Origin of the sequence: Campylobacter sp. IFREMER_LSEM_CL1846, from assembly GCF_025772105.1 — a bacterium.
Classification (GTDB): domain Bacteria; phylum Campylobacterota; class Campylobacteria; order Campylobacterales; family Campylobacteraceae; genus Campylobacter_D; species Campylobacter_D lari_D.
Genome location: NZ_JAKMRM010000001.1, coordinates 80,737 through 104,990, shown reverse-complemented (window position 1 = coordinate 104,990; position 24,254 = coordinate 80,737). Strand labels below are relative to the sequence as shown.

28 protein-coding genes are annotated in these 24,254 nt (G+C 29.0%); 6 read left to right on the top strand and 22 right to left on the bottom strand.

The features are described from left to right. Positions 1-11: 11 nt before the first annotated feature. The 5 genes from L8W40_RS00540 to L8W40_RS00520 all read left to right on the top strand — a co-directional run bounded on the left by L8W40_RS00540 (position 12) and on the right by L8W40_RS00520 (position 7,112). On the top strand, positions 12-1,532 hold the full coding sequence (locus tag L8W40_RS00540; RefSeq protein WP_263664405.1) for an autotransporter outer membrane beta-barrel domain-containing protein: 1,521 nt from the start codon (positions 12-14) through the stop codon (positions 1,530-1,532). Positions 1,533-1,677: 145 nt separating this feature from the next. Beyond that, positions 1,678-2,412, top strand: coding sequence for a flagellar type III secretion system pore protein FliP (gene fliP / locus L8W40_RS00535; RefSeq protein ID WP_133318758.1), 735 nt, complete (start codon positions 1,678-1,680; stop codon positions 2,410-2,412). Between the two features lie 65 nt (positions 2,413-2,477). After that, positions 2,478-4,226, top strand: a complete 1,749-nt coding sequence (locus tag L8W40_RS00530; protein ID WP_263664404.1) for a bifunctional anthranilate synthase component I family protein/class IV aminotransferase — start codon at positions 2,478-2,480, stop codon at positions 4,224-4,226. Next, the gene (locus tag L8W40_RS00525) at positions 4,223-4,789 is read left to right on the top strand and encodes an anthranilate synthase component II (RefSeq protein ID WP_263664403.1); all 567 of its coding nucleotides are present in this window, start codon (positions 4,223-4,225) and stop codon (positions 4,787-4,789) included. The genes L8W40_RS00530 and L8W40_RS00525 overlap by 4 nt, the downstream gene beginning before the upstream one ends. A gap of 94 nt (positions 4,790-4,883) precedes the next feature. Next, a complete protein-coding gene (locus L8W40_RS00520) occupies positions 4,884-7,112 on the top strand; it encodes an autotransporter outer membrane beta-barrel domain-containing protein (protein WP_263664402.1) in 2,229 nt (742 codons plus the stop codon). A 53-nt stretch (positions 7,113-7,165) separates the two neighbouring features. Here the strand turns inward: L8W40_RS00520 and L8W40_RS00515 are convergent, their stop codons facing one another. From L8W40_RS00515 to L8W40_RS00430, 18 genes are all read right to left on the bottom strand, one after another. Further along, positions 7,166-7,495, bottom strand: a complete 330-nt coding sequence (locus tag L8W40_RS00515) for a Spx/MgsR family RNA polymerase-binding regulatory protein (RefSeq protein WP_220725370.1) — start codon at positions 7,493-7,495, stop codon at positions 7,166-7,168. Further along, positions 7,489-8,829 carry a class II 3-deoxy-7-phosphoheptulonate synthase gene (locus tag L8W40_RS00510; protein ID WP_263664401.1) on the bottom strand — a complete coding sequence of 447 codons (1,341 nt, stop codon included), beginning with the start codon at positions 8,827-8,829 and terminating at the stop codon, positions 7,489-7,491. The genes L8W40_RS00515 and L8W40_RS00510 overlap by 7 nt, the downstream gene beginning before the upstream one ends. Positions 8,830-8,882: 53 nt before the next feature. After that, positions 8,883-9,236, bottom strand: coding sequence for a cupin domain-containing protein (locus L8W40_RS00505; RefSeq protein ID WP_263664400.1), 354 nt, complete (start codon positions 9,234-9,236; stop codon positions 8,883-8,885). Position 9,237: 1 nt separating this feature from the next. Beyond that, entirely contained in the window at positions 9,238-9,594 is a 357-nt protein-coding gene (gene rplS / locus L8W40_RS00500; protein WP_263664399.1) for a 50S ribosomal protein L19, read from the bottom strand. An 11-nt stretch (positions 9,595-9,605) separates the two neighbouring features. Then, a complete protein-coding gene (gene trmD, locus L8W40_RS00495; RefSeq protein ID WP_133318752.1) occupies positions 9,606-10,310 on the bottom strand; it encodes a tRNA (guanosine(37)-N1)-methyltransferase TrmD in 705 nt (234 codons plus the stop codon). After that, complete coding sequence (gene rimM / locus L8W40_RS00490) at positions 10,307-10,831, bottom strand: ribosome maturation factor RimM (protein WP_263664398.1); 525 nt, start codon at positions 10,829-10,831, stop codon at positions 10,307-10,309. The genes trmD and rimM overlap by 4 nt, the downstream gene beginning before the upstream one ends. Further along, a complete protein-coding gene (locus tag L8W40_RS00485) occupies positions 10,821-11,066 on the bottom strand; it encodes a KH domain-containing protein (protein ID WP_043019956.1) in 246 nt (81 codons plus the stop codon). The genes rimM and L8W40_RS00485 overlap by 11 nt, the downstream gene beginning before the upstream one ends. Before the next feature lie 2 nt (positions 11,067-11,068). Next, positions 11,069-11,296 (bottom strand): 30S ribosomal protein S16, encoded by a 228-nt coding sequence (gene rpsP, locus L8W40_RS00480; RefSeq protein ID WP_012661702.1) that lies wholly within the window; start codon positions 11,294-11,296, stop codon positions 11,069-11,071. A gap of 71 nt (positions 11,297-11,367) precedes the next feature. Beyond that, positions 11,368-12,705: a signal recognition particle protein gene (gene ffh, locus L8W40_RS00475; RefSeq protein WP_263664397.1), complete on the bottom strand. Its 1,338-nt coding sequence runs from the start codon at positions 12,703-12,705 to the stop codon at positions 11,368-11,370. A gap of 64 nt (positions 12,706-12,769) precedes the next feature. Beyond that, the gene (locus tag L8W40_RS00470; protein WP_263660109.1) at positions 12,770-13,522 is read right to left on the bottom strand and encodes a pseudouridine synthase family protein; all 753 of its coding nucleotides are present in this window, start codon (positions 13,520-13,522) and stop codon (positions 12,770-12,772) included. Beyond that, the gene (waaA, locus tag L8W40_RS00465; RefSeq protein ID WP_263664396.1) at positions 13,503-14,687 is read right to left on the bottom strand and encodes a lipid IV(A) 3-deoxy-D-manno-octulosonic acid transferase; all 1,185 of its coding nucleotides are present in this window, start codon (positions 14,685-14,687) and stop codon (positions 13,503-13,505) included. The genes L8W40_RS00470 and waaA overlap by 20 nt, the downstream gene beginning before the upstream one ends. Beyond that, the gene (locus tag L8W40_RS00460) at positions 14,684-15,403 is read right to left on the bottom strand and encodes a zinc ribbon domain-containing protein (protein ID WP_133318747.1); all 720 of its coding nucleotides are present in this window, start codon (positions 15,401-15,403) and stop codon (positions 14,684-14,686) included. Before L8W40_RS00460 ends, waaA begins: the two co-directional genes overlap by 4 nt. A gap of 11 nt (positions 15,404-15,414) precedes the next feature. Further along, a complete protein-coding gene (locus L8W40_RS00455) occupies positions 15,415-16,140 on the bottom strand; it encodes a Nif3-like dinuclear metal center hexameric protein (protein WP_258107573.1) in 726 nt (241 codons plus the stop codon). Then, positions 16,130-16,990: a glycine--tRNA ligase subunit alpha gene (gene glyQ / locus L8W40_RS00450; protein WP_263664395.1), complete on the bottom strand. Its 861-nt coding sequence runs from the start codon at positions 16,988-16,990 to the stop codon at positions 16,130-16,132. The genes L8W40_RS00455 and glyQ overlap by 11 nt, the downstream gene beginning before the upstream one ends. Further along, entirely contained in the window at positions 16,987-17,493 is a 507-nt protein-coding gene (locus L8W40_RS00445) for a DUF3972 domain-containing protein (RefSeq protein WP_220566839.1), read from the bottom strand. Before L8W40_RS00445 ends, glyQ begins: the two co-directional genes overlap by 4 nt. 9 nt (positions 17,494-17,502) lie before the next feature. Continuing rightward, a complete protein-coding gene (gene purE / locus L8W40_RS00440; RefSeq protein WP_039618602.1) occupies positions 17,503-17,997 on the bottom strand; it encodes a 5-(carboxyamino)imidazole ribonucleotide mutase in 495 nt (164 codons plus the stop codon). Further along, positions 17,994-19,250: a peptidase U32 family protein gene (locus L8W40_RS00435; protein WP_263664394.1), complete on the bottom strand. Its 1,257-nt coding sequence runs from the start codon at positions 19,248-19,250 to the stop codon at positions 17,994-17,996. The genes purE and L8W40_RS00435 overlap by 4 nt, the downstream gene beginning before the upstream one ends. After that, positions 19,247-19,954, bottom strand: a complete 708-nt coding sequence (locus L8W40_RS00430; RefSeq protein ID WP_263659057.1) for a protein phosphatase CheZ — start codon at positions 19,952-19,954, stop codon at positions 19,247-19,249. Before L8W40_RS00430 ends, L8W40_RS00435 begins: the two co-directional genes overlap by 4 nt. Before the next feature lie 212 nt (positions 19,955-20,166). On the opposite strand from L8W40_RS00430, the gene glnA reads away from it, so the two are divergent. After that, positions 20,167-21,597 (top strand): type I glutamate--ammonia ligase, encoded by a 1,431-nt coding sequence (gene glnA / locus L8W40_RS00425; RefSeq protein WP_263664393.1) that lies wholly within the window; start codon positions 20,167-20,169, stop codon positions 21,595-21,597. A 24-nt stretch (positions 21,598-21,621) separates the two neighbouring features. Here glnA and purU read toward each other — a convergent pair whose 3' ends face one another. Genes purU through L8W40_RS00405 form a run of 4 tightly spaced genes read right to left on the bottom strand, consistent with a single transcriptional unit; the run spans position 21,622 to position 24,206 of the window. Further along, positions 21,622-22,449: a formyltetrahydrofolate deformylase gene (gene purU / locus L8W40_RS00420; RefSeq protein ID WP_133318739.1), complete on the bottom strand. Its 828-nt coding sequence runs from the start codon at positions 22,447-22,449 to the stop codon at positions 21,622-21,624. A gap of 2 nt (positions 22,450-22,451) precedes the next feature. Next, positions 22,452-23,555 carry a CCA tRNA nucleotidyltransferase gene (locus L8W40_RS00415; protein ID WP_263664392.1) on the bottom strand — a complete coding sequence of 368 codons (1,104 nt, stop codon included), beginning with the start codon at positions 23,553-23,555 and terminating at the stop codon, positions 22,452-22,454. Then, positions 23,524-23,961 carry an effector protein CiaD gene (gene ciaD / locus L8W40_RS00410; protein ID WP_263660994.1) on the bottom strand — a complete coding sequence of 146 codons (438 nt, stop codon included), beginning with the start codon at positions 23,959-23,961 and terminating at the stop codon, positions 23,524-23,526. Before ciaD ends, L8W40_RS00415 begins: the two co-directional genes overlap by 32 nt. After that, complete coding sequence (locus L8W40_RS00405; RefSeq protein ID WP_087691144.1) at positions 23,958-24,206, bottom strand: hypothetical protein; 249 nt, start codon at positions 24,204-24,206, stop codon at positions 23,958-23,960. Before L8W40_RS00405 ends, ciaD begins: the two co-directional genes overlap by 4 nt. Positions 24,207-24,254 lie beyond the last annotated feature (48 nt).

Here is a 24,254-nt window from a genome sequence, read left to right as displayed (position 1 = left end):
AAGATACTGATTTGGCTCAATTTACAGATTATAAACTTAGTGTTTCTAATGATGGCAAAAGTCTTTTATTTAGCGGTGGTGCTAATGAAAATGTAAGAGATTTATCAAAAATATTAAAATCTGAAATTGATATTAGAAAAGAAGCTTTAGATAGCTTTAATAATATAAAAGAAGATATTAAAAGAAATGAAAATTTAGAAAATTCTGGATTTGGAACCTACCAAAAACCAGGATATATTGGCGATGATGCTATGCTTGAAGCCATAGCACAAGCAGAAAAAGAACTACAGGACCAAATTAAAAAATTAGAACAACAAATCCAAGATATACAAGATAATGGTGGAAAATTTGATGGTAGTGATTTAGTTGAAAATATGAAAGATGTTAGCTTAGAAAATAAAAATTTAGCTGTAAATATGCTAAATAGTATTTTAGATTCTAAACTTAGCAATGATGCTATCGCAGCACTCACTCTAGATACCACAGGAAAAAATCTAAACACACTTACCACAAATACAAAAGCAAGTGCAAAAGCTATAGTAAATAATGCTCAAAATTCTTCTGTTAATTCATCTATAGGTGTAGCAAATGACCTAGCAATTGGAACAAGAATAGCAAAACTTTCAAATCCTTATCAAGATAAAGCTTTAGTAGAAAAATTTGCTACAACCCATATAGCAGCACTAGCAAGCGATGTTTATAATTATTATGGAAATTCTTCATTTAATAATAGCTTTTGGGGTAATGTTTTTGGTGGTGCAAATATCATAGATGGAGATAGTGGTGCTTTATATGGATTTACACTAGGTGCTGATAGAAAAATCAATGATAATGCTTTGCTTGGTTTTTACTTTACTTATGCTGATTCAACTATCAAAGATGGAGTTATGGAACAAAAATCAGATAACTATCAATTTGGTATTTATTCTTTAATTAATCCAAACGATCAATGGGAAATTAATCTAAGAGCTTACGGGCAAATTTCTCCAACAGATCAAAGTGTTGTAATGTTAAATGATTCTAATAAGGCTGATTTTGATAGTAAATTCTTTGGTTTAAGTGCTAATGCCGGTAGAATTTTTAATCCAAATTCATCATCATTATTCATCAAGCCTTTTGCTGGTATAAATTACTACTACGCACACACTCCAAGTTATAAAGAAAGTGGTATGTTTGCAAAAGATGTTCAAAGTATGACAAATAATTCCATATCTTTAGAACTTGGTGCTGAATTTAGAAAATATATGAGCGAAACATCGTATTTATTTATCACTCCAAAAATAGAACAATATGTAATGAATAATGGAGATGATTATGTAGCTGGATTTGTTGGATCAAATTCAAATTTTATCATCAAAGGTAATGATAAGAAAAAAACTTATGGACAAATCATCATAGGTGGAAATGTAGATATTAGTGAGCAATTTAGCCTAAATGCAGGTGTTGGAGCTAAACAAATACTAGCTGGTAAAACAGATGGTAAAAATGAAACTTATGTAAGTGGTCAAGTAGGTTTTAAATACAAATTCTAAAAAAAATATTTTTTGAGAAACTCCTAAATGCTAGAGTTTTTCACTCTAGCATTTTAAAAATAAACCATTAATTCAATCATATAAATTGCATTTTTAAGAGTAAAATTGCTAAAATAATGCTTTTAATTTTAACCAAGGAAATATTTTGAGGGTTTTACTAGTTTTATTTTTATCAAGCCTAGCTCTTTTTGGCGCTGAAGCAACTATACCAACTGTAAATTTAAGCCTTAGTGCCCCAAATAGCCCTCAACAGCTCGTAACAACTTTAAATATAATTATAGTTTTAACTATACTAGCACTTGCTCCAACTATCATCTTTGTAATGACTTCATTTTTAAGACTTATAGTAGTTTTTTCTTTTCTAAGAACTGCTCTTGGCACACAAACCATGCCTCCAAATACTATCTTAGCGACACTAGCTTTGATTTTAACTTTTTTTATTATGGAACCTGTTGCTACAAAATCATACAATGAAGGCATAAAACCCTATATTGCTGAACAAATAGGCTATGAAGAAGCCTTTGCTAAAGGCGTTAAACCTTTTAAAGATTTCATGTTAAAAAATACCAGAGAAAAAGACTTAGCACTTTTTTATAGGATCAGAAATTTAGAAAATCCAAAAACCATAGATGATGTTCCTTTAACGGTTTTAGTGCCTGCTTTTATGATAAGTGAACTCAAAACTGCTTTTGAAATAGGCTTTTTGCTTTTCTTGCCATTTTTAGTTATTGATATGGTAGTAAGCTCAGTGCTAATGGCTATGGGTATGATGATGTTACCACCTGTTATGATTTCCATGCCTTTTAAATTGCTTATTTTTGTTTTGGTAGATGGATGGAATTTGCTTATACAAAATCTCGTCAAAAGCTTTTTAACTTAGCAATTTAGAGCAAAAATATGTGTATTATTAGCTTTATTTGTATTTTTCTAAATCAAAGATTTTAAATGGCATTTGCTATATTTGGAAAATACCTTTATGATGATCTTGTCTTCACTCTTAAAGCTCACACTCAAAAAGAAAGTAAAAAAGCTTTTAAAATCATAGAAAAATATAAAAATCAATATTATTTTTTAGGCTATATTCAATATGAATTCTATAAATATCTAGAAGATAAAAATTATAAAAGCAAAGAGCCTTTTTTATATTTTTTTGCTTTTAAATCAAAAAAAATCTTTACAAACGAAGAAAAAAATTTAGACTTTTATCCAAGTTTTTCATCCAATTTAAACCAAGAAAAGTATTTTGAAAACTTTGACAAAGTCAAAGAAGCCATAGCTAAAGGTCAAAGTTATCAAGTTAATCTTACTCAAGAACTACATTTACAATCAAATCTTAATGTGTATGAGAGTTTTTTAAGCCTTTATCCTAAGCAAAATACACCCTATAAAGCTTATATGAAAAATGAATTTTTAGAATTGGCTTCATTTTCACCTGAACTTTTTTTTAAAATCAAAAATAAAAAAATCATCACAAAACCCATGAAAGGCACAATCAAACGCTCAAATAATCCAAAAGAAGATGAAAGTCTAAAAAACTTTTTAAAATGCGATGAAAAAACTATTAGTGAAAATGTAATGATAGTTGATTTATTACGCAATGATATTTCAAAACTCATCAAAAAACATTCTTTAAAATGCGAACTTTTTAAGGTTAAAACCTACCCTACCTTACACCAACTCATTTCAAAAATAAGTGGGAAATTAAAACAAGAAAATGATTATTTTAAAATTTTCAAAGCCCTTTTTCCATGTGGATCTATCACAGGTGCACCCAAAATAGAAACTATTAAACTCATAGAAAATTTAGAGCAAAGAAAACGCGGGATTTATTGTGGAGCGATAGGCTTAATCCATAAAGATAAAGCAAAATTTAGCGTAGCCATACGCACTTTAGAGAAAAAAAATAATGATGATTTTTTAAGATATGGTGTAGGAAGCGGACTTGTGTGGGACTCACAAAAACAAGATGAATTTGAAGAATTAAAACTAAAAAGTAAAATTTTAAAACCTAACTTTTATTTATTTGAAACAATGTATTATAAAAATCATTCTATTTTATTTTTCAAAGAACATTTGACAAGAATTTTAAACTCAGCTAATTTTTTTGGCTTTGATACTCAAAGATTAAAACATGATTTTAAAAATATACTAGAGAGTAAAGATAAAAAATTCCATTTTAAATCTTTACAAAATTTTAACAATTTTGTTTTCAATCATCATCATTTTTTTACAAAAAGTAATTTTACTCAAAAAGGCTCAAAGGCTATTAAATTAAAACTTTTTGAAAATGGCCTCTATGAGTTTGATTTTAGCAATATACAAGAAAATTCAAGCAAAAAACTACTCATAAGTAAAGACATCATAAAAGTAAATCTTTTAACACACCATAAAACTTCTCTGCGTAGTTTATATGAAGCAAATTCTTATCTATGGAAAGAAAATATTTGCTATGACATAGTTTTTTTTGATGAAAAAGGCATACTTTGTGAGGGTTCAAGAAGTAACATTATTATAAATTTAAATGATGAGTATTTTACCCCTTATGCTAAAAACTGCCTAAATGGTATTTATAGACAAACACTCTTAAAACACAAGCTCATCAAAGAAAAAGATATCACTAAAGATGAGCTTTTAAATGCTAAAGAAATTTATGCTATTAATTCTTTAAGAGGCTTAAAAAAGGTATTTTTGTGAAAGTTTTGATTATAGATAATTATGATTCTTTTACCTACACCATAGCCTTTTATTTAAAAGAATTAAACATTGCTTATAAAATTATTAAAAACGATAAATTTAAAAATCCAAAAAAGCTTAAAAAATATGATTTTACCCATCTTCTAATCTCCCCTGGACCAAATTCTCCAAAAAAATCAAAGTTAAGTTTAAAAGCTATAAAATATTTTAAAAAAGATAAAAAAATTCTTGGAATTTGTCTAGGACACCAATGTATAGCACATGTTTTTGGTGGTAAAATTTCTAAACTTCCAAACCCAACTCATGGTAAGGTAAAAACTATAAAATTCAAACCAAACCCACTTTTTAAAAATCTTAAACAAAATTTTAAAATTTGTTTATATCACTCTCTTTATGTTAATCATATAGGTAAAAAATGTGAAATTTTAGCCCATAGTGAAGATAATATCATCATGACTTTAAAACATAAAAAATACGATATTTATGGAGTTCAATTCCACCCTGAAGCCATACTGAGTCAAAATGGCAAAAAGCTACTTAAAAACTTTCTTACTTTGCAATAATCTAATATTTATATTTTTTTTCATTTACTTTAAACTTAAATTTAGGGGGGGGGTATAATGCTTTTTTCAATTTAAATTTACAAGGAGTAATCAAATGAAACTTTCTTATTACACAAGTAAAGTTTTAATGGGAGTTGGTATTAGTGCTTTATTAAGCAATGCTATCTTAACACAAGAAATTACCATAACAGATGACACTATGAAAAATTATTTTGAAACCAGTGATGGTCAAAATTTCAATCTAAAACAAGAACATACCAATCAAGACTTAACTATAAATCTCACAATGACAGACCTAGCTAATGATATAGTTAATGATGAATATAAAGATCTCTCAAGAGTAAATATTAACTTAAATTCTAATAATCTTAGTTTTAAAAATACCTCCGAAGGTGCTAGTTATGTAACAAACTATACCATTAATGCTAAAAAAACTGAGGCAACAGATGTGATATTTCAAAGCTTAGATGGAAAATCCATCGTAAATGGAGATTTTAGCATAAAAGGTTCATCTAATCCTGCAGAGGGTATTTTAGATGATATAAAATCTTCAGCTATTTTAATCGCTGATGGGCATGGCCTACAAGGCTCTCTTGAAGTAAATGGAAATTTTACAGCAGATAAATCTACTCTATTTACCATAGGTGGTAATAAAAGTCAAAACCACATACAAGTAAATGGTAAAGCAAATATCACAAATTCAAACTTTTCCATAGGAACAACAAGTTTTGGTGATTTAGCTTTAAATAATTATGTTTTTATGAGTGCAAGTGAAGGGTTTAATGAAGATATAACAAGCTCAAACAAAGCTAGTGTAAACATAAGTAAAAATTTTGAAAGCATTGTTGGTATGAGCAACAAAGACTTAGGACTTGATTATGAAGTTGTAAGAGCTATGGATGTAAAAGATTTTGTTGAATATGAACTTTCTACAAAAGATAATAAGCTTTTAATTAGTGGTGGTGCAAATGAAAATGTAAATAACAATAAGATGATTCTAGAAAGCGATAAAAAATATCTAGAATTAATTAAAACTGATTTAAAAGATGCCAAAGATGATGAAGGTGTTAATATAGAAAAAATTGATAAAGCTATTGCAAAAATTAATGAGCAAATAAAACAAATTCAAGATATGATTAGCAATGCTGGAAGTGGAATAATCTCTAATGATGATTACATTAAAAACGATTCTAGTGTTTCAGCTTCTAACAAAGACTTTGTTTCTAAAATTTTAGATGGACTTAAAATTGGTGGAGATTTAAATGCAATAGGTAGTATTAAATTTGATAAAGTCGGGGAACAAGTAGCAAATGATATAAAAGATTCAGCTAAATCTATCTCAAATGTAAATCAAGCCTCATCAGGTATAAACTCAACTATCAATGTATCAAATGATGTATCTATAGGTTCTCGTGTAGCTATGTTAAATAATCCTTATGGAAATTACGCTACAAAATTATCTCAAATAAGATTTGCTACTAATGATTATAGAGGAAATTATATTGATAATTATAATAACAGCATTTGGGGTAATGTAATAGGCGGTGCAAACATCATAGATGGAGATAGTGGTGCTTTATATGGAGCCACTATAGGTATGGATAGAAAAATTAACGATGATGTTATTATTGGTGCTTATTTTACTTATGCAAACGCTGAAATAAAAGATAATCTTTTAACCCAAAAATCAGATAATTTCCAATTTGGTGCTTATTCTAATATCCATATAAGTCCAAAGGTAGAAGTTAATGTTAAGGCTTATGCTCAAATTTCTCCAACAGATCAAGATATTGTAAATAGAGGATTTAACACTACAAATAGTGCTGACTTTAATAGAAAATTCCTTGGTTTGAGTGCTAACATGGGATATATTTTTGATTTTAGTAATAATACCTTATTTATCAAACCTTTTGCCGGAGCAAACTACTACTATGCATATACCCCAAGCTATAAAGAAAATGGAATTGCAGGAAAAGATGTCAATAGCGCTAGTAATAATTCTATTTCTTTAGAACTTGGTGCTGAATTTAGAAAATATATGAGCGAAACATCATATTTATTTATCACTCCAAAAATAGAACAATATGTAATGAATAATGGAGATGATTATGTAGCGAGTTTAAATGGAGTGGCGCTACCTAGCGTAAAAAGCGATGATAAGAAAAAAACTTATGGACAAATCATCATAGGTGGAAATGTAGATATTAGTGAGCAATTTAGCCTAAATGCAGGTGTTGGAGCTAAACAAATACTAGCTGGTAAAACAGATGGTAAAAATGAAACTTATGTAAGTGGTCAAGTAGGTTTTAAATACAAATTCTAAAAAAAATATTTTTTGAGAAACTCCTAAATGCTAGAGTTTTTCACTCTAGCATTTTAAAAACTCTCATACTCTTTAGCTATAAAAACTTCATCATCTTTTACAATTAATGGGCGTTTTATAAGCGTTGGGTTTTGCAAAATCATCACTTTAATTTCATCTTGGTTTAAATTTTGAAGTTTTTCTTTATTTAACCCTAATTTTCTAGCACTCATACCCGCTGTATTTACAAGCTCTAAAACACTCCTTTTGCTAAGCCAAAAATCCAAAGTTTCTTCATCTAGCTTTTTAATGTCTAAAAATTCAAATTCAATTTGCTTAGAATTTAAATAATCCATAGCTTTTTTAACACTATTACAATTTTTAATACCATAAAATTTTAACATCTTCTTGCCTTTTTCACTAAGTCTGCTATGATAAATGCTAATTCTAAAGCTTGGTCAGCATTTAATCTTGGATCACATTGTGTTTCATAGCGTTTAGAAAGTTCTTCTTGAGTGATATTTAAAGAGCCTCCTACACATTCTGTTACATTTTGCCCTGTCATTTCCAAATGTACCCCACCAGGATACACTCCTTCACTCATAGCTATCTCAAAAAACGCACGCACTTCTTGAATAATTTTATCAAATTCTCTTGTTTTAAAATTACCTGATTTAACCGTATTTGCATGCATAGGATCTATGCTATAAAGTATATTAAACCCTTCTTGTTTTAACTCTTTAAATAATTTTGGCAAGGCATTTTCTATCTTATCACATCCCATACGGATGATGAAATTTAATCTTCCTGCTTCATTATGCGGATTTAAAATACTTACTAGCTTTTTTATTTCATCTAAATCATAATTAGCACTAAGCTTAACACCGAGTGGATTTTTTACTCCACTTAAAAAATGCACATGTGCTTCATCTGCTTTTCTAGTACGCTCACCTATCCAAAGCATATGTGCTGAACAATCATAAATTTCCCCGCTTAAACTATCTACTCTAGTTAAAGCTTCTTCATAAGGCAAAAGCAAGGCTTCATGAGAAGTATAAAAGACTGTTTGAGAAAGATTTGGGGTATCAGTGATACCACAAGCTTGCATAAAAGCTAAAGCTTGAGTGATTTTTTCACTAAGTTCATTATATTTTTTCCCAAGCTCTGCTTTTTTTAAAAAACCCAAATTCCACTTATGCACTACTCTTAAATCCGCTAAACCACCTCTTGAAAAAGCTCTTAATAAATTTAAAGTTGTAGCACTTTGATAATACGCTTCTAGCATTCTTTTAGGATCGGCTATTCTTGATTTTTCATTAAATTCAAAACCATTAATAATATCCCCACGATAACTTGGAAGTGTTACTCCATCTACTTCTTCAAAATCACTACTTCTTGGCTTTGCAAATTGTCCTGCAACACGCCCTACTTTAACAATAGGACAAGATCCTGCAAAAGTAAGTACTATGGCCATTTGAAGCATAACTTTAAACATATCTCTTATATTATCAGCGCCAAAATTTACAAAACTCTCTGCACAATCTCCTCCTTGGAGTAAAAATGCTTGAGAATTTACAACCTTAGCAAGGGATTTTTTTAACTTATCTACCTCACCTGCAAAAACAAGTGGTGGTAATTTTTCTAATTTTTTAACAACATCTTGTAATTCATTTTCATCAGGATATTGCGGCTGTTGCTGAATTTTATAATTTTTCCAAGAATCTTTAATCCATTTCATAGCTTAACTTCCTAATTTTAAGTAAGCTAAAATTATACAAAATGAGACTTAAATTAAGATTTCAAAACGCTCTCAACGCGTTCAAAGCTATCTTGTTTATATAGAGTTAAACGCACTATAGAATCTTCTAGTGCTAAAAGATTATGAATTTCATTAGCTTTCAAACTAATGCTATCTAAAGATTTAAGTAGAATTTGCTGATTTAAAACTCCAAAATCAATAGAGCCTTTTAATACTTGTATAGTAATATCAAAAGGTGCTTTATGATCTTTCATAAAGCTATCCTTTGACATATTTATGCATATTTCCTTAGCATAAGCATTTTCTATTTTTTTAGATATATTTATGCCATTTTCAATTTCTTGTTTCCAAGAAATTACTTCATGCATTTGAGTTCTAAATTTCATTTTATTTTTTAAGTTCTTTAATACGAGCAGCCTTACCTCTTCTATCTCTTAAATAGAATAATCTAGCACGGCGTACACAACCTCTTCTTAATACTGTAATACTTTCTAAACTTTCACTATAAATAGGGAAAATTCTTTCAACACCTACATTGTTAGCGCCTATTTTACGCACAATGAAAGTTTCATCTACACCATTTCCTCTACGCGCTATACAAATACCTTCAAAATTTTGAATTCTTGTTTTATCGCCTTCTTTAATGCGAATAGCAAGTCTTAAAGTATCTCCAGCACGAAATTCTGGAACATTTTTACCTTCAATTTGTTTTTGCTCAAATTGCTCAATGTATTTATTTTTCATAACGATATTCCTTAAAATTTGCGTTCATGCTTTTGATACAAATCAGGACGAAAATATTTCGTTTTGCAAGACGCCAAAGTAGTTTTTAAAGCTGTGATTTTAGCGTGATTTCCCTTTAAAAACTCTGAAGGAACATAAAATTTTTTATTTTCCTTTTCAAAAACAAATGGCTTAGAAAATGATGGTGCTTCTAATAAATCATTTTCAAAACTTTCTTCACTTAAACTTTCACTATTTCCAAGAACATCTTGAATATTTCTACTAATAGCATCACACATCACCAAAGATGCCAACTCTCCACCTGTAAGTATAAAATCTCCTATAGAAAACACTTCATTAGCAAATTCTTCCACAATACGCTCATCTAAACCCTCATATCTACTACATACAAAACAAATATGCTCTTTGACGCTTAATCTTTTAGCATCTATTTGCTTAAAAGTTTTAGCACATGGTAAAAGAAAAATAAAATGCGTATTTTTATCTTGGCTTTTAATATGCGTTAAACAATCATATAAAGGCTGAGCTTGTAATAAAAGTCCCGCACCACCGCCTATTTTATAATCATCTACTTTTAGATGTTTATTTGTAGTAAAATTTCTAGGATTAACAAAATCAAATTCTAAAATTCCTTTTTCTTTTGCCCTTGCCAAAATAGAAGTTTTAAAATAAGGCTCAATAAGCTCTGGGAATAAACTTACAAAAGTATATTTCATGAATTTTCTAAAATATCTAAAGCAGATTGTGTGAATATTTTTTTATTTTCTATATCAACTTTTTGAATATATTTATCAACATAAGGAATATAAAAGTTTTTAACCTTTGTCTGTAGTTTTTCATCGCATTTTATACAGAATAAAAATCCAGCTCCATTTTCTAAAATATCTTCAACTACACCTAATTTTTGTTTATTTTCAAAAATTTCACAGCCTATAATATCAAAATAAAAATACTCATCTTTTTTTAACTTACAAGTTTCTTTTGTAGTTTTTATGCTTTGAAATAGTGTAATATTAGTTAGTTTTTTTGCAGATTCTAAATTCTCAAAATCTTCAAATAAAACCAAAGATCTTGTTTTATCGAAAGCTTTTATGGTGTAAATTTTTTGATTACCATCAAAAAATTTAGCACCTGCTTTAAACTGCTCATAAAAATCACTTAAATTATGTAATTTTACATAACCTTTCAAACCAACACTTTTCCCAAGTTTAGCAACTTGGACCAAATCATTCTTCAATAGCTTTTACCGTTATACGATATGAAGTTGCATCTTTAACTTTATAAGCCATAATAACTGTTTTTATTGCGTTGATTAATTTCCCATTTTTTCCGATCAACTTACCAGTATCAGTCGGATCAACATAAATGATAATTTCAGCAAAATTGTTTTCTAAATTTTGTTTTTGTATATCAACTTTTTCAGGAAAATCAACAATTAATTTTGCGTATTCTCTTAAAAAATTTTCAACCATTTTTATTTGCTTGTAATAGCTGCTACTCTATCGCTTAATTTAGCACCTACGCTCTTCCAATAAGCTAAACGCTCAGCATCAAATTTTACTACTTCAGGTTCAACCATAGGATTATAATATCCAATGCTTTCTATCCAACTACCATCGCGTCTTTTTCTACTATCAGTTACAACTATACGATAAAATGGTCTTTTTTTGCGTCCCATTTTTGTAAGTCTAATTACCGTCATTTTAATACTCCTAAAAAAATTAAAATTTTGTTATAGATATTTTAACTCATATATCCATAAAAAAGCTTTAATTATTGCGGTCTTTTAGCTTGCTGCAACATATTCATAAAATTTTCCATTCCTTTTTTGTTTGAAAATTTTTTTGCCAACTTAGCCGCATTACTAAATTGTTTTAAAAAGCGATTTACTTCCATTTGAGATAAACCAGCACCCTCTGCAATACGACGCTTTCTTGCGTTGTTTAATAAATCAGGATTTTCTCTTTCTTTTGGCGTCATTGATGAAATCATTGCTTTAATATGAATAATTTCTTTAGAATTATCCAAATCAATATCTTTAATATTTGCTGCCATAGATGATAAACCAGGTATCATACCAATGATTGATTTCATACTACCAAGTTTTTTAACACTTTCCATTTGATTTAAAAAGTCATTGAAATTAAATTCACCTTTTTTGATTTTTTTATTAAGTTTTTTTGCTTCTTTTTCATCTATAATAGCGGCAGTTTTTTCAGCCAAAGTCGCCAAATCACCTTCACCCATGATACGATTAACAATCCTATCAGGGATAAATACTTCTAAATCAGCTACTTTCTCACCAACACCAATAAATCTTAAAGGCACACCAATTTGTTTAGCTGTACCTAGCGCAACACCACCTTTAGTATCTGCATCAAATTTACTTAAAATAACCCCAGTGATTTCTAAAGCTTCATTAAAGCTACTTGCTGTTTTAACTCCATCTTGACCACTCATAGCATCAGCTACATAAAATACTTCATCAGGATTTAAAATAGCTTTTACTTCTTTAAGCTCATTCATCAAAGCTATATCAATTGCCAAACGGCCGGCAGTATCTACAAGCAAAACATCATACATAGAATTTTTTGCTTTTTCTAAAGCTTGTTTAGCTACATTTAAAGGATTACTTTCATTTTCTATGAAAAATAAATCAAGCTCATTAGCTTGAGTGAGTTGTCTTAATTGCTCTACCGCAGCTAATCTTTGCAAATCACATGCAGCAATTAATACTTTTTTATTTCTTAGTTTTAAGTAATTAGCAATTTTTACCGTAGTAGTAGTTTTACCACCACCTTGCAAACCGCACATCAAAACAACCGTAGGTGGCTTACTAGCAAATACAAAACCTTGATTTTTACCTTTAACACTAAGAATTTCTTCTAAATTTTTCTTAATTGAGTCTAAAAATTGCTTTTGGCCTATGCCATTAGTTTTTACATCATTTTCTACTAAAGTGAGTAATTCTTTTGTAACTTTATGATGTACATCTGCTTTTAAAAGGGCTTTTTTTAAAGTGTCAAGAGCATTTTTTAAAGCTTTTTCATCATCAACAAAACGAAGTTTATTAACCGCGGATTTAAATGACTCACTAACTATTTCAAACACTTTATTTTCCCTTTATTAAAATTTTAAAAAGCTAAATTATAAACCCTTTTAGCTTTAAACGCCTTTAAAAATTTAAATTTTTTATTTCAAAACCATAAGCATTAAAACTCTCATCAAGTAAAGCTTTAAATTGATAATCAAAAATATGCGTTTCATAAGAATGCAAATACATTCTAGAAGAGCTATTTTTTGCATATTTTTCATCGCCAATAATACCATGTTTTATATGATTTAAATGCACTCTGATTTGATGTGTTCTACCTGTTTTAATGACTGCTTTTATTAAAGTTTTTTTTGCATTTACCATTAAAGGTATAACCTGAGTATGAGCTTCTAAGCCAAATTTATCGATTTTACTAAAAGCTCCGGATTTATTTTTTATAGTAGTTATTTTTTCACAAATTTCAAGTTCTTCAGCAATTACTCCATCGACAATAGCTAAATAGCTTTTATGAACATTTTGTTTTTTATACTCTTGAATGCATTTTAGTCTAAATTCCTCATCTTTGCTTAAAAGCAAAACCCCGCTTGTTTCTTTATCAAGCCTGTTAATTAATTTAGCATTATAAACACCTTCTAAATTCTCGCTAATTTCCCCATAAGGCTTATTTAAAGCTATGATTTTATCATCTTCAAAAAGTATTTTTGCTTTTTTTATTTTTTGCACGACAAATCTTGTTTTTGAGCTCATCAAAGCTCTAGCTATAACAACCTTTTTTCCCATAGCAAAAACACAACCTTTATCAATCAAATCTTTTGCTGCATTATTGGAAATTTTTTCTTGCATTGCAAGCAATTTATAAGCTTTTTCTTGCATCTAAACCTTCTTTTATACTTAATATAACTTCATTTAAATCATTTTGCTCTTTGACTCGTGCTTGTGATAATTTTTGCTTTAAAAAATCATTTATATCTTTTACACTCTCACAAATATACAAATCATCAACTTCTTGATATAAACTTTCTTGATTAAAATAATATTTCCCTGAGATAATAACATTATTCCATCTAGCTGCCTCTATAGGATTATGCCCGCCTATATTATTTACAAAAGAGCCGCATAAAAAAACCACATCACTAATCTTATAAAAACTTTCTAGCTCACCCAAAGTATCTAGTAATAAGCACTTGGTCTTAAAAAAATTTGCAAAATCATTTTCACTTAAAGTAAAGTCTGAAAATTTTTGCATATTATAATGATTTTTTTGGCAAAAATCTTTTAAAATCCCCTCAACCTCGCCAAAACGCTCCGGATGTCTTGGAGCGATAATTAATCTATCATTTTCTTCTAGTTTAATCTCATTAAGCAATAATAATTCTTCATTTTCATGCGTACTAGCAAATATAATAACCCTAGCCTTAGGTTTTGAATAATTTTTCACTTGTTCTTGTTTTATATATGCTTTGATATTTTTATATGCTGCAACATTTTTAGCACCCAAACACTCTAACCTTTCTTTGTCTTTTTGACTTTGCGCAAACACAACATCAATATATTTAAAAATCAAACGATAAAAAAAGCTAAAACGCTTGTAGTTTTTTAAAGATCTATCACTAATCCTAGCATTTAATAAAATAACTTTTGCATTATAAAATTTAGCCATCAATACAAGCATAAGCCAAAGCTCTGCTTCAAAAATAATCAAAACTTTGCAAGGTTTCATCCAAAATGGTATAAAAATTTCAAATGGTAAAAAATTTACTTTTTTAGAATGTCTTAAAGCTTCATTAAATCCGGTTTGCGTGATAGTTGAAATTTTACAAGTTGGAAAAAGTTTTATTAAGGGAACAATGCTTTTAATCTCCCCAAAGGAGCAAGCATGAAAATATATATCCCCTTGTTCTTGTTTTAAGTTTTTATAAAGAAAAAATCTAGATTTTAAAGACGCTTTATATTTTTCTTTACAAAAACTTAAAATCAACAAAAAAGGAACTGCGATTACATATATAATCACAGCAAAAATGTAATAAAAAAAAATCAATTTTGATTTTCTTCTTTTTCTTTATATAAAATTCTTCCGCAATGCGGACAAGTTACGATTTCATCACCTTTTAAAACTGCTAAATAAGTTTTATCATAAATTCTCATAAAACAGCCATAACAAGCATGTTTTTTCACAGGAACTACAGCACTATTTCCCGCCCATTTTCTAATTTTCTCATAAAAAGTTAAAACTTTTTGATTTATTTCGCCAACCAGCTTTACTTTTTTATCATAAATCTCTAATCTTTCTTTTTCAATATCAACTAATACAACTTTTGTTTGAGCATCTATTTGATCCACTTCATTTTCAAGTTCAGTTCTCTTAGTTTGCAATTCTTGTATAAATTTTTCTTTGTTTTCTAAAATTTTATCTAATCTTTCTATCTCTTCATTTGCTGCATCAAGTTGCTCTTTAGCTATATCTTCTTCGATTTTTAAAGCATTTGCTTCTTTTTCAGTTTTCACTGCAGCACTTTTTTTGGCTATTTCTTTAATTTTCACACCAAATTCTGCAATATGGTTATTGTTTTGTATTTTTTGATTTTCTATATCTTTAATATCTTTTTCAAAACCTGCAATTTCTTCTTCAGTTTTATCAAGCAAATTACGCTTTTCTTTTAAATCCTTTGTAGCATCTTCTACTTTATTTGCAAAACCATCTAACTCTTTATCAATTTGCGATAAAGCTATAAGTTGTTCTAAATATTTATTCATTGATTTTTTCCTTAAAAATATTGAAATGGATTTTTTGAAACTGATATTATAACTTCTAAATGAAATTTTTGCAAATCTTTTGCTAAAATTTCACCAAAGTATGACTCACTTTCATAGTGACCTATATCAATCAAATTGAGTTTATTATGATAACTTTCTAAGGCCTGATGATACTTAAAATCCCCACTTAAAAAACAATCTGCTTTTACACTAGAAATCAAATCTCCACCACTGCCTGTACATATTGCTAAAGTTTTTATTTTTTCTTGATGAGCATTAACAACCCTAATATGATTAAGTTTTAAACACTTTTTAACATGATCAACTAATGTATCTAATTGAAAATCTACATCACAATAGATCAAAAATTCATTTTGTTCTTTGATCTTAAAACCCAAAATTTCGCTAGTAAAATAAGTATTTAAATGACTTAAATCAAAATTTGTATGCATAGCAATCAAGGCTATATTTTTTTGTATCATTTTTGTAAGAAGATTTTGCGGATAAAGCACTCCACTTAAATTCTTCAAACCTTTAAAAATTAAAGGATGATGGACTATAAAAAGTGAATTTTCGCTTGCATTTTCAATTAAATGCATATCTACATCAAGCGCAAGATAAATCTTATTTATGTCTTGATCGAAATTTCCAAGCAATAAACCACTATTGTCCCATGAACTTTGCGTATTAAATGGACTAATAGTATCTAAATAATCATAAATTTCTTTAATTTTCATCTAAACTTTCTTTATATACTAAAGCACAATTTTTAGATAATTCTCTAATTTTAAGCATAAAATCTTGTCTTTGAGTTACTGAAATAGCTCCTCTTGCATCAAGCAAGTTAAAAGTATGTGCTGCTAACATACAATAATCATATGCCGGTAAAGCAAGTTTTGCATCTAATGCATTTTTACACTCATTGTAAGCATTTTCAAATTGTATATTTAAAGTTTTTACATCACTTACTTCAAAATTATATTTACTAAATTCAAACTCACCTTGCTTATGAACATCTTTATAGGTAATTTTTTCGCCGTTAAATTCATTCCAAACTATGTCATATACATTATCTACATCTTGTAAATACATTGCAAGTCTTTCCAAGCCATAAGTAATTTCAGCACTAACTAAATCTACGCTTATACCACCAACTTGTTGAAAATAAGTAAATTGTGTAACTTCCATACCATCAAGCCAAACTTCCCAGCCCAAACCCCAAGCACCTAAACTTGGACTTTCCCAATTATCTTCAACAAAACGAATATCATGTGATTTCAAATCAAAGCCTAAATTTTCTAAACTTTTTAAATATAATTCTTGGATATTATCAGGACTTGGTTTAATTAAAACTTGAAATTGATAATAAGCACCCAACCTATTAGGATTTTCACCATATCTTCCATCAGTTGGTCTTCTACTTGGTGCTACATAAGCAGCCGCCCAAGGTTTTTTACCTAAACTTCTTAAAAAAGTTGCCGGGTGAAAAGTCCCTGCACCTGCTGGAAAATCATAAGGTTGCATAATAGCACAACCTTGCTTTTGCCAAAATTCTTGTAAATTTAAAATCATTTGAGAAAAAGTCATTTTTCTTCCTTTAATTCTTCAGACTTCTCAGGCGAATTTGCATATAATTCCACTGTTTTATTCCACATCATTTTATATTTTCTTTTTAGAAATTCAACTTCATTGCGCGCATATTTAAGTTGCTCGTTAAGATTTTCTATAGTTTTTCTATCCTCATCATAAAGCTCTTGCATAGAATAAAGAGCATCTTTTAAAAATTTATTTTCACCCTTTAAAGCTTCTAAGGTTTCATCCTTAGCATCAAGAACTTTTTCATGTAAATTTAAAATAGTCCCTATAGTTTTTTCTACAAAACTTTCTCCTGCCAAGGTCATAGAATTTACCATAGCAGGTTGCTTTGAACTTGAAGGAACTACACTAAAAGTACCTTGATTAGCTTCTATATAAATTTTACCTTCTTCTTCTTTGAAATTTAAAGCACCATTTGCCATCATTCCTTTTACAACATCTTCGGATAAATGAACTAACTGACAAAATTCTTTTAATTCCAAGTAAGTTTGCATATACGCTCCTTAAAGAAAAACTTCGATTGTATTAGAATCTTGGATTAATTTTTCTTGTTGTTTTTGTCTATCTTCTAATAATTTTTGCGCTAAAGACTCATCTTCTATTGCTAAAATTTGTACTGCCAAATAAGCTGCATTAATAGCCCCTGCTTTACCTATAGCCACAGTTGCTACAGGAATTCCACTTGGCATTTGCACAGTAGAAAATAAAGAATCCATGCTAGCTAAATTACTTCCTGGCATAGGTATACCTAAAACAGGTTTTGTTGTATGTGCTGCAACAGCTCCTGCTAAATGAGCTGCCATACCCGCTGCAGCAATAAATACTTTTGCGCCTTTTTCTTCAGCATTTTTGATGTATTCTTGGGTTCTTTGAGGGCTTCTATGAGCTGAAGTGATCAAGATTTCATATTTAACATCAAATTTTTCCAAAATTCCTAAAGCTTCTTTTACTATATCATAATCACTCTTACTTCCCATCAATATGGAAACAAATTTCATTCAACACTCCTTCTTAAAAAGCTAAATTCTGGAAGTTTAAACGGCAAAGTAATTTCATTTTCATTACCACTATGAATTTCACTAAATTCTTTATTGTTTTTTGCTAACAATTGTTTAAACACTATGAATTTTTTTCCTTCATTTTCATATACTAAACCTAGTTTATTTTCCCCTAATTCTATATTAGAATCAACCGGAGCTAGAATTTCATATTCTTTGTTTAATTCTATCTTACCCTTACATTTAAAAAATTCACCATCTTCGCTAATAGCATGCACTTGATGGGTTCCTTCTTCTATGCTTGTATTATGATTTATTGAATCGGTTTTTTCATAAGCTCTTGAAACTAAATATCCATCTGTAAAACCTCTGTGTTTTAAAGTATGAATTTCTTTTTCATACTTAGCCGCATCAAAAGTATTTTGCAACACATCTTGCACTGCCATTTTATAAGTTCTTGTAGTCAAAGCTACATAATACTCACTTTTCGTTCTTCCTTCTATTTTAAAAGCATGAATGCAATCTTCTTGCATAATTTTTTGAATATACGAGCTTAAATTTAAATCTTTAGAATTAAACACATGCGTGCCATTCTCATCTTCTTCAAGTCTAAAAAGTGTATTAGTTTCTGGGTTCTTTGCATAAAGTTCATAGTTAAATCTACAATCATTTGCACATGATCCACGATTGCTCATGCGTCCACTTTGCACTGAGCTTATCAAACATCTGCCAGAATACGCAAAACACATAGAACCATGGACAAAACTTTCAAGTTCTATGTCACAATTATTTTTCAAATCTTTTGCATCTTTTAAACCAAGTTCCCTTGCTATAACAACACGCTTAGCTCCCATATCTTTATAAACTTGAGCGTCTAAGTAATTTAAAATATTAGCTTGGGTTGATACATGAAGATTGATTTCAGGTGCAAGCTCTTTAACCAAACGCATAGCACCTACAGAAGCTACTATAAAAGCATCGGGTTTCATTTCTTTTAATTTTAAAATATGCCTTTTCAAACCTTCAATTTGTGAGCTAAAATGAAATCCATTAATCGTTACATAAATTTTTTTTCCTTTTGCATGCGTGTACTCAATAGCTTCTTTAAAAGTTTCATAATTAAAATCTCTAGCAGTTCTTGCTCTTAGTGAAAAATTACTCACTCCTGCATAAACAGCATCAGCTCCATAAGCTAAAGCTATTTTTAATTTTGTAAAATTACCTGCAGGAGCTACTATTTCAGGAATAATCATTTTTTTCCTAAACTTGCAATTAATGCCTCAATATCATCATTACTTACAACATCTGCAGTTGTATCTCCTTCGATATGCACAGCAGATCCCACGCGTTTTTCATCATCAATTTTACCTTCAAACAAACTACTCATATATCTACTTAAAGCTCTCATAACGTTAATAACACGCTCAATTTTTTGACGATGAATATCTTGATATTGCATAGCATCCATTGCCATCATAACTTCATCTTGTCCAGTTTGCAAACAACCTGTAATCTCATCTATGATATTTTTAGCATTGTTATTTATCTCAATAGCTTCTTTAAAGCTTACCACATTAGGAAATTTTGCATTTAATTTTTCAAAAATTTCTATATTTTTATTTAAAGCATCACTGATTACACAAAGATCACTCTCAGAATTTGCAAAAAAATCGTTAATAGCTTCTAATTTTTCCATCATCTCTGTGGCTTTTATTTCACTATCTCTTGTAACATCATCAAGTTGATGTACAACTTTATGTTCTTTACTAGGTGGTGGTGGTGGCCAAGCCATATCCGCTCTTGCTTTATAATCACCATTAATCATATCATTGACAATTTGCTTATTTTTTTCCTCATCTTCATAATCTGTATCTGGTTTTTCTTCTGTTTCTTCTACAGAATCAAGATCTAAGTCTTCAGTGCCATTCATTAAAGCATCTAATTCTTCTTGAGTCATTGTTACACCTTTTTTAATAAAAAAACTAATGCGAGATTATATTACAAAAAAATATAAATCAACATTAATTTTACCAATTAATTATTTTTTTACACAAAATAATCTTTTTTTTAATTTGATTATAAAAAAATATTAATTTAAACTTAATTTAAAAAAATATACTACAATCTATAAAATAAATTAAAAAACCCAAAAAATAAAAAGGAGAAAAAATGGGTAAATTTGTAAATAGCATTGATGAGTTTTTTAGTTATTGTCAAGAACATGAAGTTTTATTTGTTGATTTTAGATTTACTGATATGATAGGCACTTGGCATCACATCACTTATAATATAAAAGCAATTGATGATAAAACCTTTGAAAACGGAATTCCTTTTGACGCAAGCTCTTTGCATGGTTGGCAGCCTATAGAAAAATCAGATATGATTTTAAAACCTGATGTGGAAAGTGCGTTTTTAGATCCTTTTACAGCTGATCCTACTATCATAGTAATTTGCGATGTATATGATATTTACAAAGATCAAATGTATGAAAAATGTCCAAGAAGTATTGCTAAAAAAGCAATGCAACACTTAAGCACAAGCAATATCGCTGATACTGCTTATTTTGGTCCTGAAAATGAATTTTTTATTTTTGATAATGTAAAAATAGTTGATTCTTCTCACTGTGCAAAATATGAAGTAGATACTGAAGAAGGTGAATGGAATGATAATAAAGATTTTACAGATAGTTACAATAGTGGACATCGCCCAAGAAATAAAGGTGGATATTTTCCTGTAAGTCCTATTGATTCTAGTGTGGATATTAGAGCTGAAATGGTACAAGTTTTAGAAAGAGTTGGTTTAAAAACTTTCGTACATCATCATGAAGTAGCACAAGGACAAGCTGAGATTGGTGTAGAATTTGGGAATTTAGTTGAAGCTGCTGATAATGTACAAATTTATAAATATGTAGTTAAAATGGTAGCGCATTTAAATGGAAAAACAGCGACCTTTATGCCAAAACCACTCTATGGAGATAATGGAAGTGGTATGCATGTGCATATGAGCCTTTGGAAAGATGGAGTAAATTTATTTTATGATAAAGAAGGATATGGAAAATTAAGTGAATATGCGATTAATTACATCGGTGGAATTTTAGCTAATGCAAGAAGTGTTGCTGCATTTACCAATCCTAGTTCAAATTCTTATAAAAGAATAGTTCCAGGTTTTGAAGCACCTTGCATACTAACTTATTCTTGCCAAAATCGCTCTGCAAGTTGTCGCGTGCCTTATGGTATTAATGAAAAAAGCGCAAGAGTTGAAATAAGATTTCCTGATAGCACTTCCAATCCTTACCTAGCTTTTACAAGCCTGCTTATGGCAGGACTTGATGGTATTAAAAATAAAACCATACCGGTAGGTCCTATGGATGAAAATTTATTTGCACTAACCCTAGATGAAATTAGAGAAAAAGGTATAGAGCAATTACCTCACACTTTAAGAGGATCTTTGGAAGCACTCATTAGAAAAAATGCCTTCTTAAAGCCTGTTATGAGTGATGTATTTATTGATGATTATCAACATATGAAATTTGAAACCCAAGTATGGCCTGTAGAAGCTAGACCAACTGCATATGAGTTTAAAACTTGCTATTCATGCTAATCTTGATGCTTTTTAGCATCAAGATTAAAATACTATTGTTTTATTATCATATATAAAAATCCTATCATCAAACACTAAATCCAAGGCCTTAGAAAAAACATTTTTTTCTACATTACGCCCTGCTTGTTGCATAGCTTGCCAAGAATATTCATGAGTAACTGGTATAACATCTTGGGTAATAATTGGCCCCTCATCTAAGTTATTATTTACAAAATGTGCTGTTGCGCCTATAATCTTTACCCCTCTTTCATAAGCTTGCTTATAAGGATTAGCTCCTATAAATGCAGGTAAAAAAGAATGGTGGATATTAATAATCTTTCCCTCAAAATTCTCTACAAAAGATGGAGATAATATTCTCATATATTTTGCTAAAACAATATAATCAAACTCATATTGTTTTAAACACTCTAGTAGTTTTTTTTCATGCTCTTGTCTGCTTAAATCCTGTGCTAAAATAGTATGAAAAGGTATGTTAAATTTATCCACTAAAGGTTTTAATACATCATAATTTGCAATAACTGCCTTAATATTTGCATTAAATTCTCCACTAAATTGACGGATAAGTAACTCACCTAAACAATGAGTTTCTTTAGTAGCTAAAACAATAATATCTTTTTTTCTCTTTGAAGTAATTTCAATTTGTGCATTATCAGGAAGCATAGCTTCAAGTGTTCCTTTAAAAGCTTTTATATCAAGCTCACCTTCTAAATGTGCCCTAAAGAAAAAACGATTTTCTCCAACAAATTCATCATTTTTTATAATATTGATTCTATATTTAAAAATAACATCTGAAATTCTATAAATCAATCCTTTTTCATCGCTGCATGAAATTTTTAAAATATACTCATTCATTTTTACTCCTTTATATAGTTTTTTAATTCTTGTAATTTTCTTTTTTCAAGTTCAATTCCAAGTTCTTTCCCGCTAAATCCTTCCTTTAGTAAGTCATTGGCGCTAATTTTACTTTCAAAAGCATGATGATATAAATTTATTTTTTTTGCTTGTGTTATACGCTCATTATTCCAAAGCCCAAGCCATTTGCAAAGTGGTATTTTTAAAGCAATTTTAGCTAAATTAAAATCATCAATTTTACCTAAAATAAATTCTTGTTCACATTTTTTTAAAAGCTCTTTTTTTAATTTTGTTTTTTTAAAAAATTCCTCTTTATTTATATGAAAAAAATTCAAATACAAATACAAAAACAAAGCCTCATCACAAATTAACTTTTGGCTATACTCTAAAAGTCTCTCAAATTCTTTATTACAGCTTTGATAAAAAAAGATTTTTTCTTCTAAATTTAAAATTTTAAAATACTCATAAGCTTTATTTAGTCTTGAAGTTTTAAAAATTTTATAAAGTTCATTATTAATACGCTCTTTAGATAAATCGCTTATATCCATAGTTTGCATTAATTTTAAACTTTCTTTTGCAATTGTTAAATCAAACCTACATGCAAAAGAAATTCCACGAAGCACTCTTAAACTATCTTCAATAAAACTTTTATCATCAATATGTCTTATAATCTTTGCTTGCAAATCTTGCAAACCATTAAAAAAATCCAAAAATTCAAAATCAAAAATATTTACCATCAATGCATTAATGGTAAAATCTCTTCTTCTTGCTCCTTCTTGCTCATTATTACAAACTTTAACTTCAAAACCTCTATGGCCTGTAGAAATTTTATTTTCATAGCGTGCTAGAGCTAAATCAAATTTTTTATATTTATACACAAAAAAACTTCTTCCTACTCCATTTGCACCAAGTTTTTGCATAAGCTCATCAAAAAGCATAGGCTCAATATCATAAATTTCTATATCATAATCATCACTAGATAAATCTAAAAAAGAATTCCTTACACAACCACCTACTAAATAAACCCTTTGTGTGTAAGGCTTAAGTATATTTTTAATTCTTAAAAAATCTTGGTCATTTTTTAAGTCTATCTTCAATCTTTGCAAGTAAAAACTCTAAAAAAGTAATGGTCATATCTAGTCTTTTTTCCATATGCTCATCTTTGGTATTTTTTAATCCTTCAAATAAAACCAAAATACGCTCTCTAAGATTTTTCAAGAAAAATTCTTCATTATTTATAATGCTTTCTTCTTTTTCTTCTAAAGCTTCAACCTTAATAGCGACATTTTGTTTATCATCTTTTACTTTTACTTCTAAATCATCTAGTTCTTGGATTAGCTCTTGTGTAACCTTACTAATTTCTTCTTTGATTTTTTTCTCTTGAGTATTAACATTTTTTTCTTGAGTAATTTCTTCTACCATAGGGGCAAATTCATCGTTTTTATTTTTTTTATTATCTAACTCTGAATTAACTTCACTAATAGCCATTTTTGCTAAATCTTCTATATTCATAGTTTTATCAACCACCTTTTAAATTCATTAATTTCTTCTTCACTTTTCATATTGACAAAAAAATCAAGCATATCATAATTTAAATCTTCATGATTAGAACGCAAGCCACTCAAACGCCTTATAGCATCAATGGCATTTTTATTTTGTGGATCTTGTTTTAATATATTTTTATAAATCTCCAAAGCCTCATCTTTTAAGCCTTGTGCTTCATAAATAGAAGCCTCTGTTACTGTATATCGCATTATTAACTCACAAAAATAAAATCCTAAAATTCTAACAAAAAAGGCTTTAAT

What these genes read in the sequence shown, in the direction of transcription:
- L8W40_RS00485 (WP_043019956.1), bottom strand. Translation starts at nt 11,066, where the DNA reads ATGGTTGAAAATTTTTTAAGAGAATACGCAAAATTAATTGTTGATTTT.
- L8W40_RS00460 (WP_133318747.1), bottom strand. Translation starts at nt 15,403, where the DNA reads ATGAATAAATATTTAGAACAACTTATAGCTTTATCGCAAATTGATAAA.
- trmD (WP_133318752.1), bottom strand. Translation starts at nt 10,310, where the DNA reads ATGAAATATACTTTTGTAAGTTTATTCCCAGAGCTTATTGAGCCTTAT.
- L8W40_RS00510 (WP_263664401.1), bottom strand. Translation starts at nt 8,829, where the DNA reads ATGAAATGGATTAAAGATTCTTGGAAAAATTATAAAATTCAGCAACAG.
- rplS (WP_263664399.1), bottom strand. Translation starts at nt 9,594, where the DNA reads ATGAAAAATAAATACATTGAGCAATTTGAGCAAAAACAAATTGAAGGT.
- purU (WP_133318739.1), bottom strand. Translation starts at nt 22,449, where the DNA reads ATGAATGAGTATATTTTAAAAATTTCATGCAGCGATGAAAAAGGATTG.
- rpsP (WP_012661702.1), bottom strand. Translation starts at nt 11,296, where the DNA reads ATGACGGTAATTAGACTTACAAAAATGGGACGCAAAAAAAGACCATTT.
- glyQ (WP_263664395.1), bottom strand. Translation starts at nt 16,990, where the DNA reads ATGACTTTTTCTCAAATGATTTTAAATTTACAAGAATTTTGGCAAAAG.
- L8W40_RS00520 (WP_263664402.1), top strand. Translation starts at nt 4,884, where the DNA reads ATGAAACTTTCTTATTACACAAGTAAAGTTTTAATGGGAGTTGGTATT.
- L8W40_RS00455 (WP_258107573.1), bottom strand. Translation starts at nt 16,140, where the DNA reads ATGAAAATTAAAGAAATTTATGATTATTTAGATACTATTAGTCCATTT.
- L8W40_RS00435 (WP_263664394.1), bottom strand. Translation starts at nt 19,250, where the DNA reads ATGATTATTCCTGAAATAGTAGCTCCTGCAGGTAATTTTACAAAATTA.
- ciaD (WP_263660994.1), bottom strand. Translation starts at nt 23,961, where the DNA reads ATGAATATAGAAGATTTAGCAAAAATGGCTATTAGTGAAGTTAATTCA.
- L8W40_RS00530 (WP_263664404.1), top strand. Translation starts at nt 2,478, where the DNA reads ATGGCATTTGCTATATTTGGAAAATACCTTTATGATGATCTTGTCTTC.
- L8W40_RS00470 (WP_263660109.1), bottom strand. Translation starts at nt 13,522, where the DNA reads ATGCAAGAAAAAGCTTATAAATTGCTTGCAATGCAAGAAAAAATTTCC.
- glnA (WP_263664393.1), top strand. Translation starts at nt 20,167, where the DNA reads ATGGGTAAATTTGTAAATAGCATTGATGAGTTTTTTAGTTATTGTCAA.
- purE (WP_039618602.1), bottom strand. Translation starts at nt 17,997, where the DNA reads ATGAAATTTGTTTCCATATTGATGGGAAGTAAGAGTGATTATGATATA.
- L8W40_RS00445 (WP_220566839.1), bottom strand. Translation starts at nt 17,493, where the DNA reads ATGCAAACTTACTTGGAATTAAAAGAATTTTGTCAGTTAGTTCATTTA.
- L8W40_RS00430 (WP_263659057.1), bottom strand. Translation starts at nt 19,954, where the DNA reads ATGACTCAAGAAGAATTAGATGCTTTAATGAATGGCACTGAAGACTTA.
- L8W40_RS00505 (WP_263664400.1), bottom strand. Translation starts at nt 9,236, where the DNA reads ATGAAATTTAGAACTCAAATGCATGAAGTAATTTCTTGGAAACAAGAA.
- L8W40_RS00515 (WP_220725370.1), bottom strand. Translation starts at nt 7,495, where the DNA reads ATGTTAAAATTTTATGGTATTAAAAATTGTAATAGTGTTAAAAAAGCT.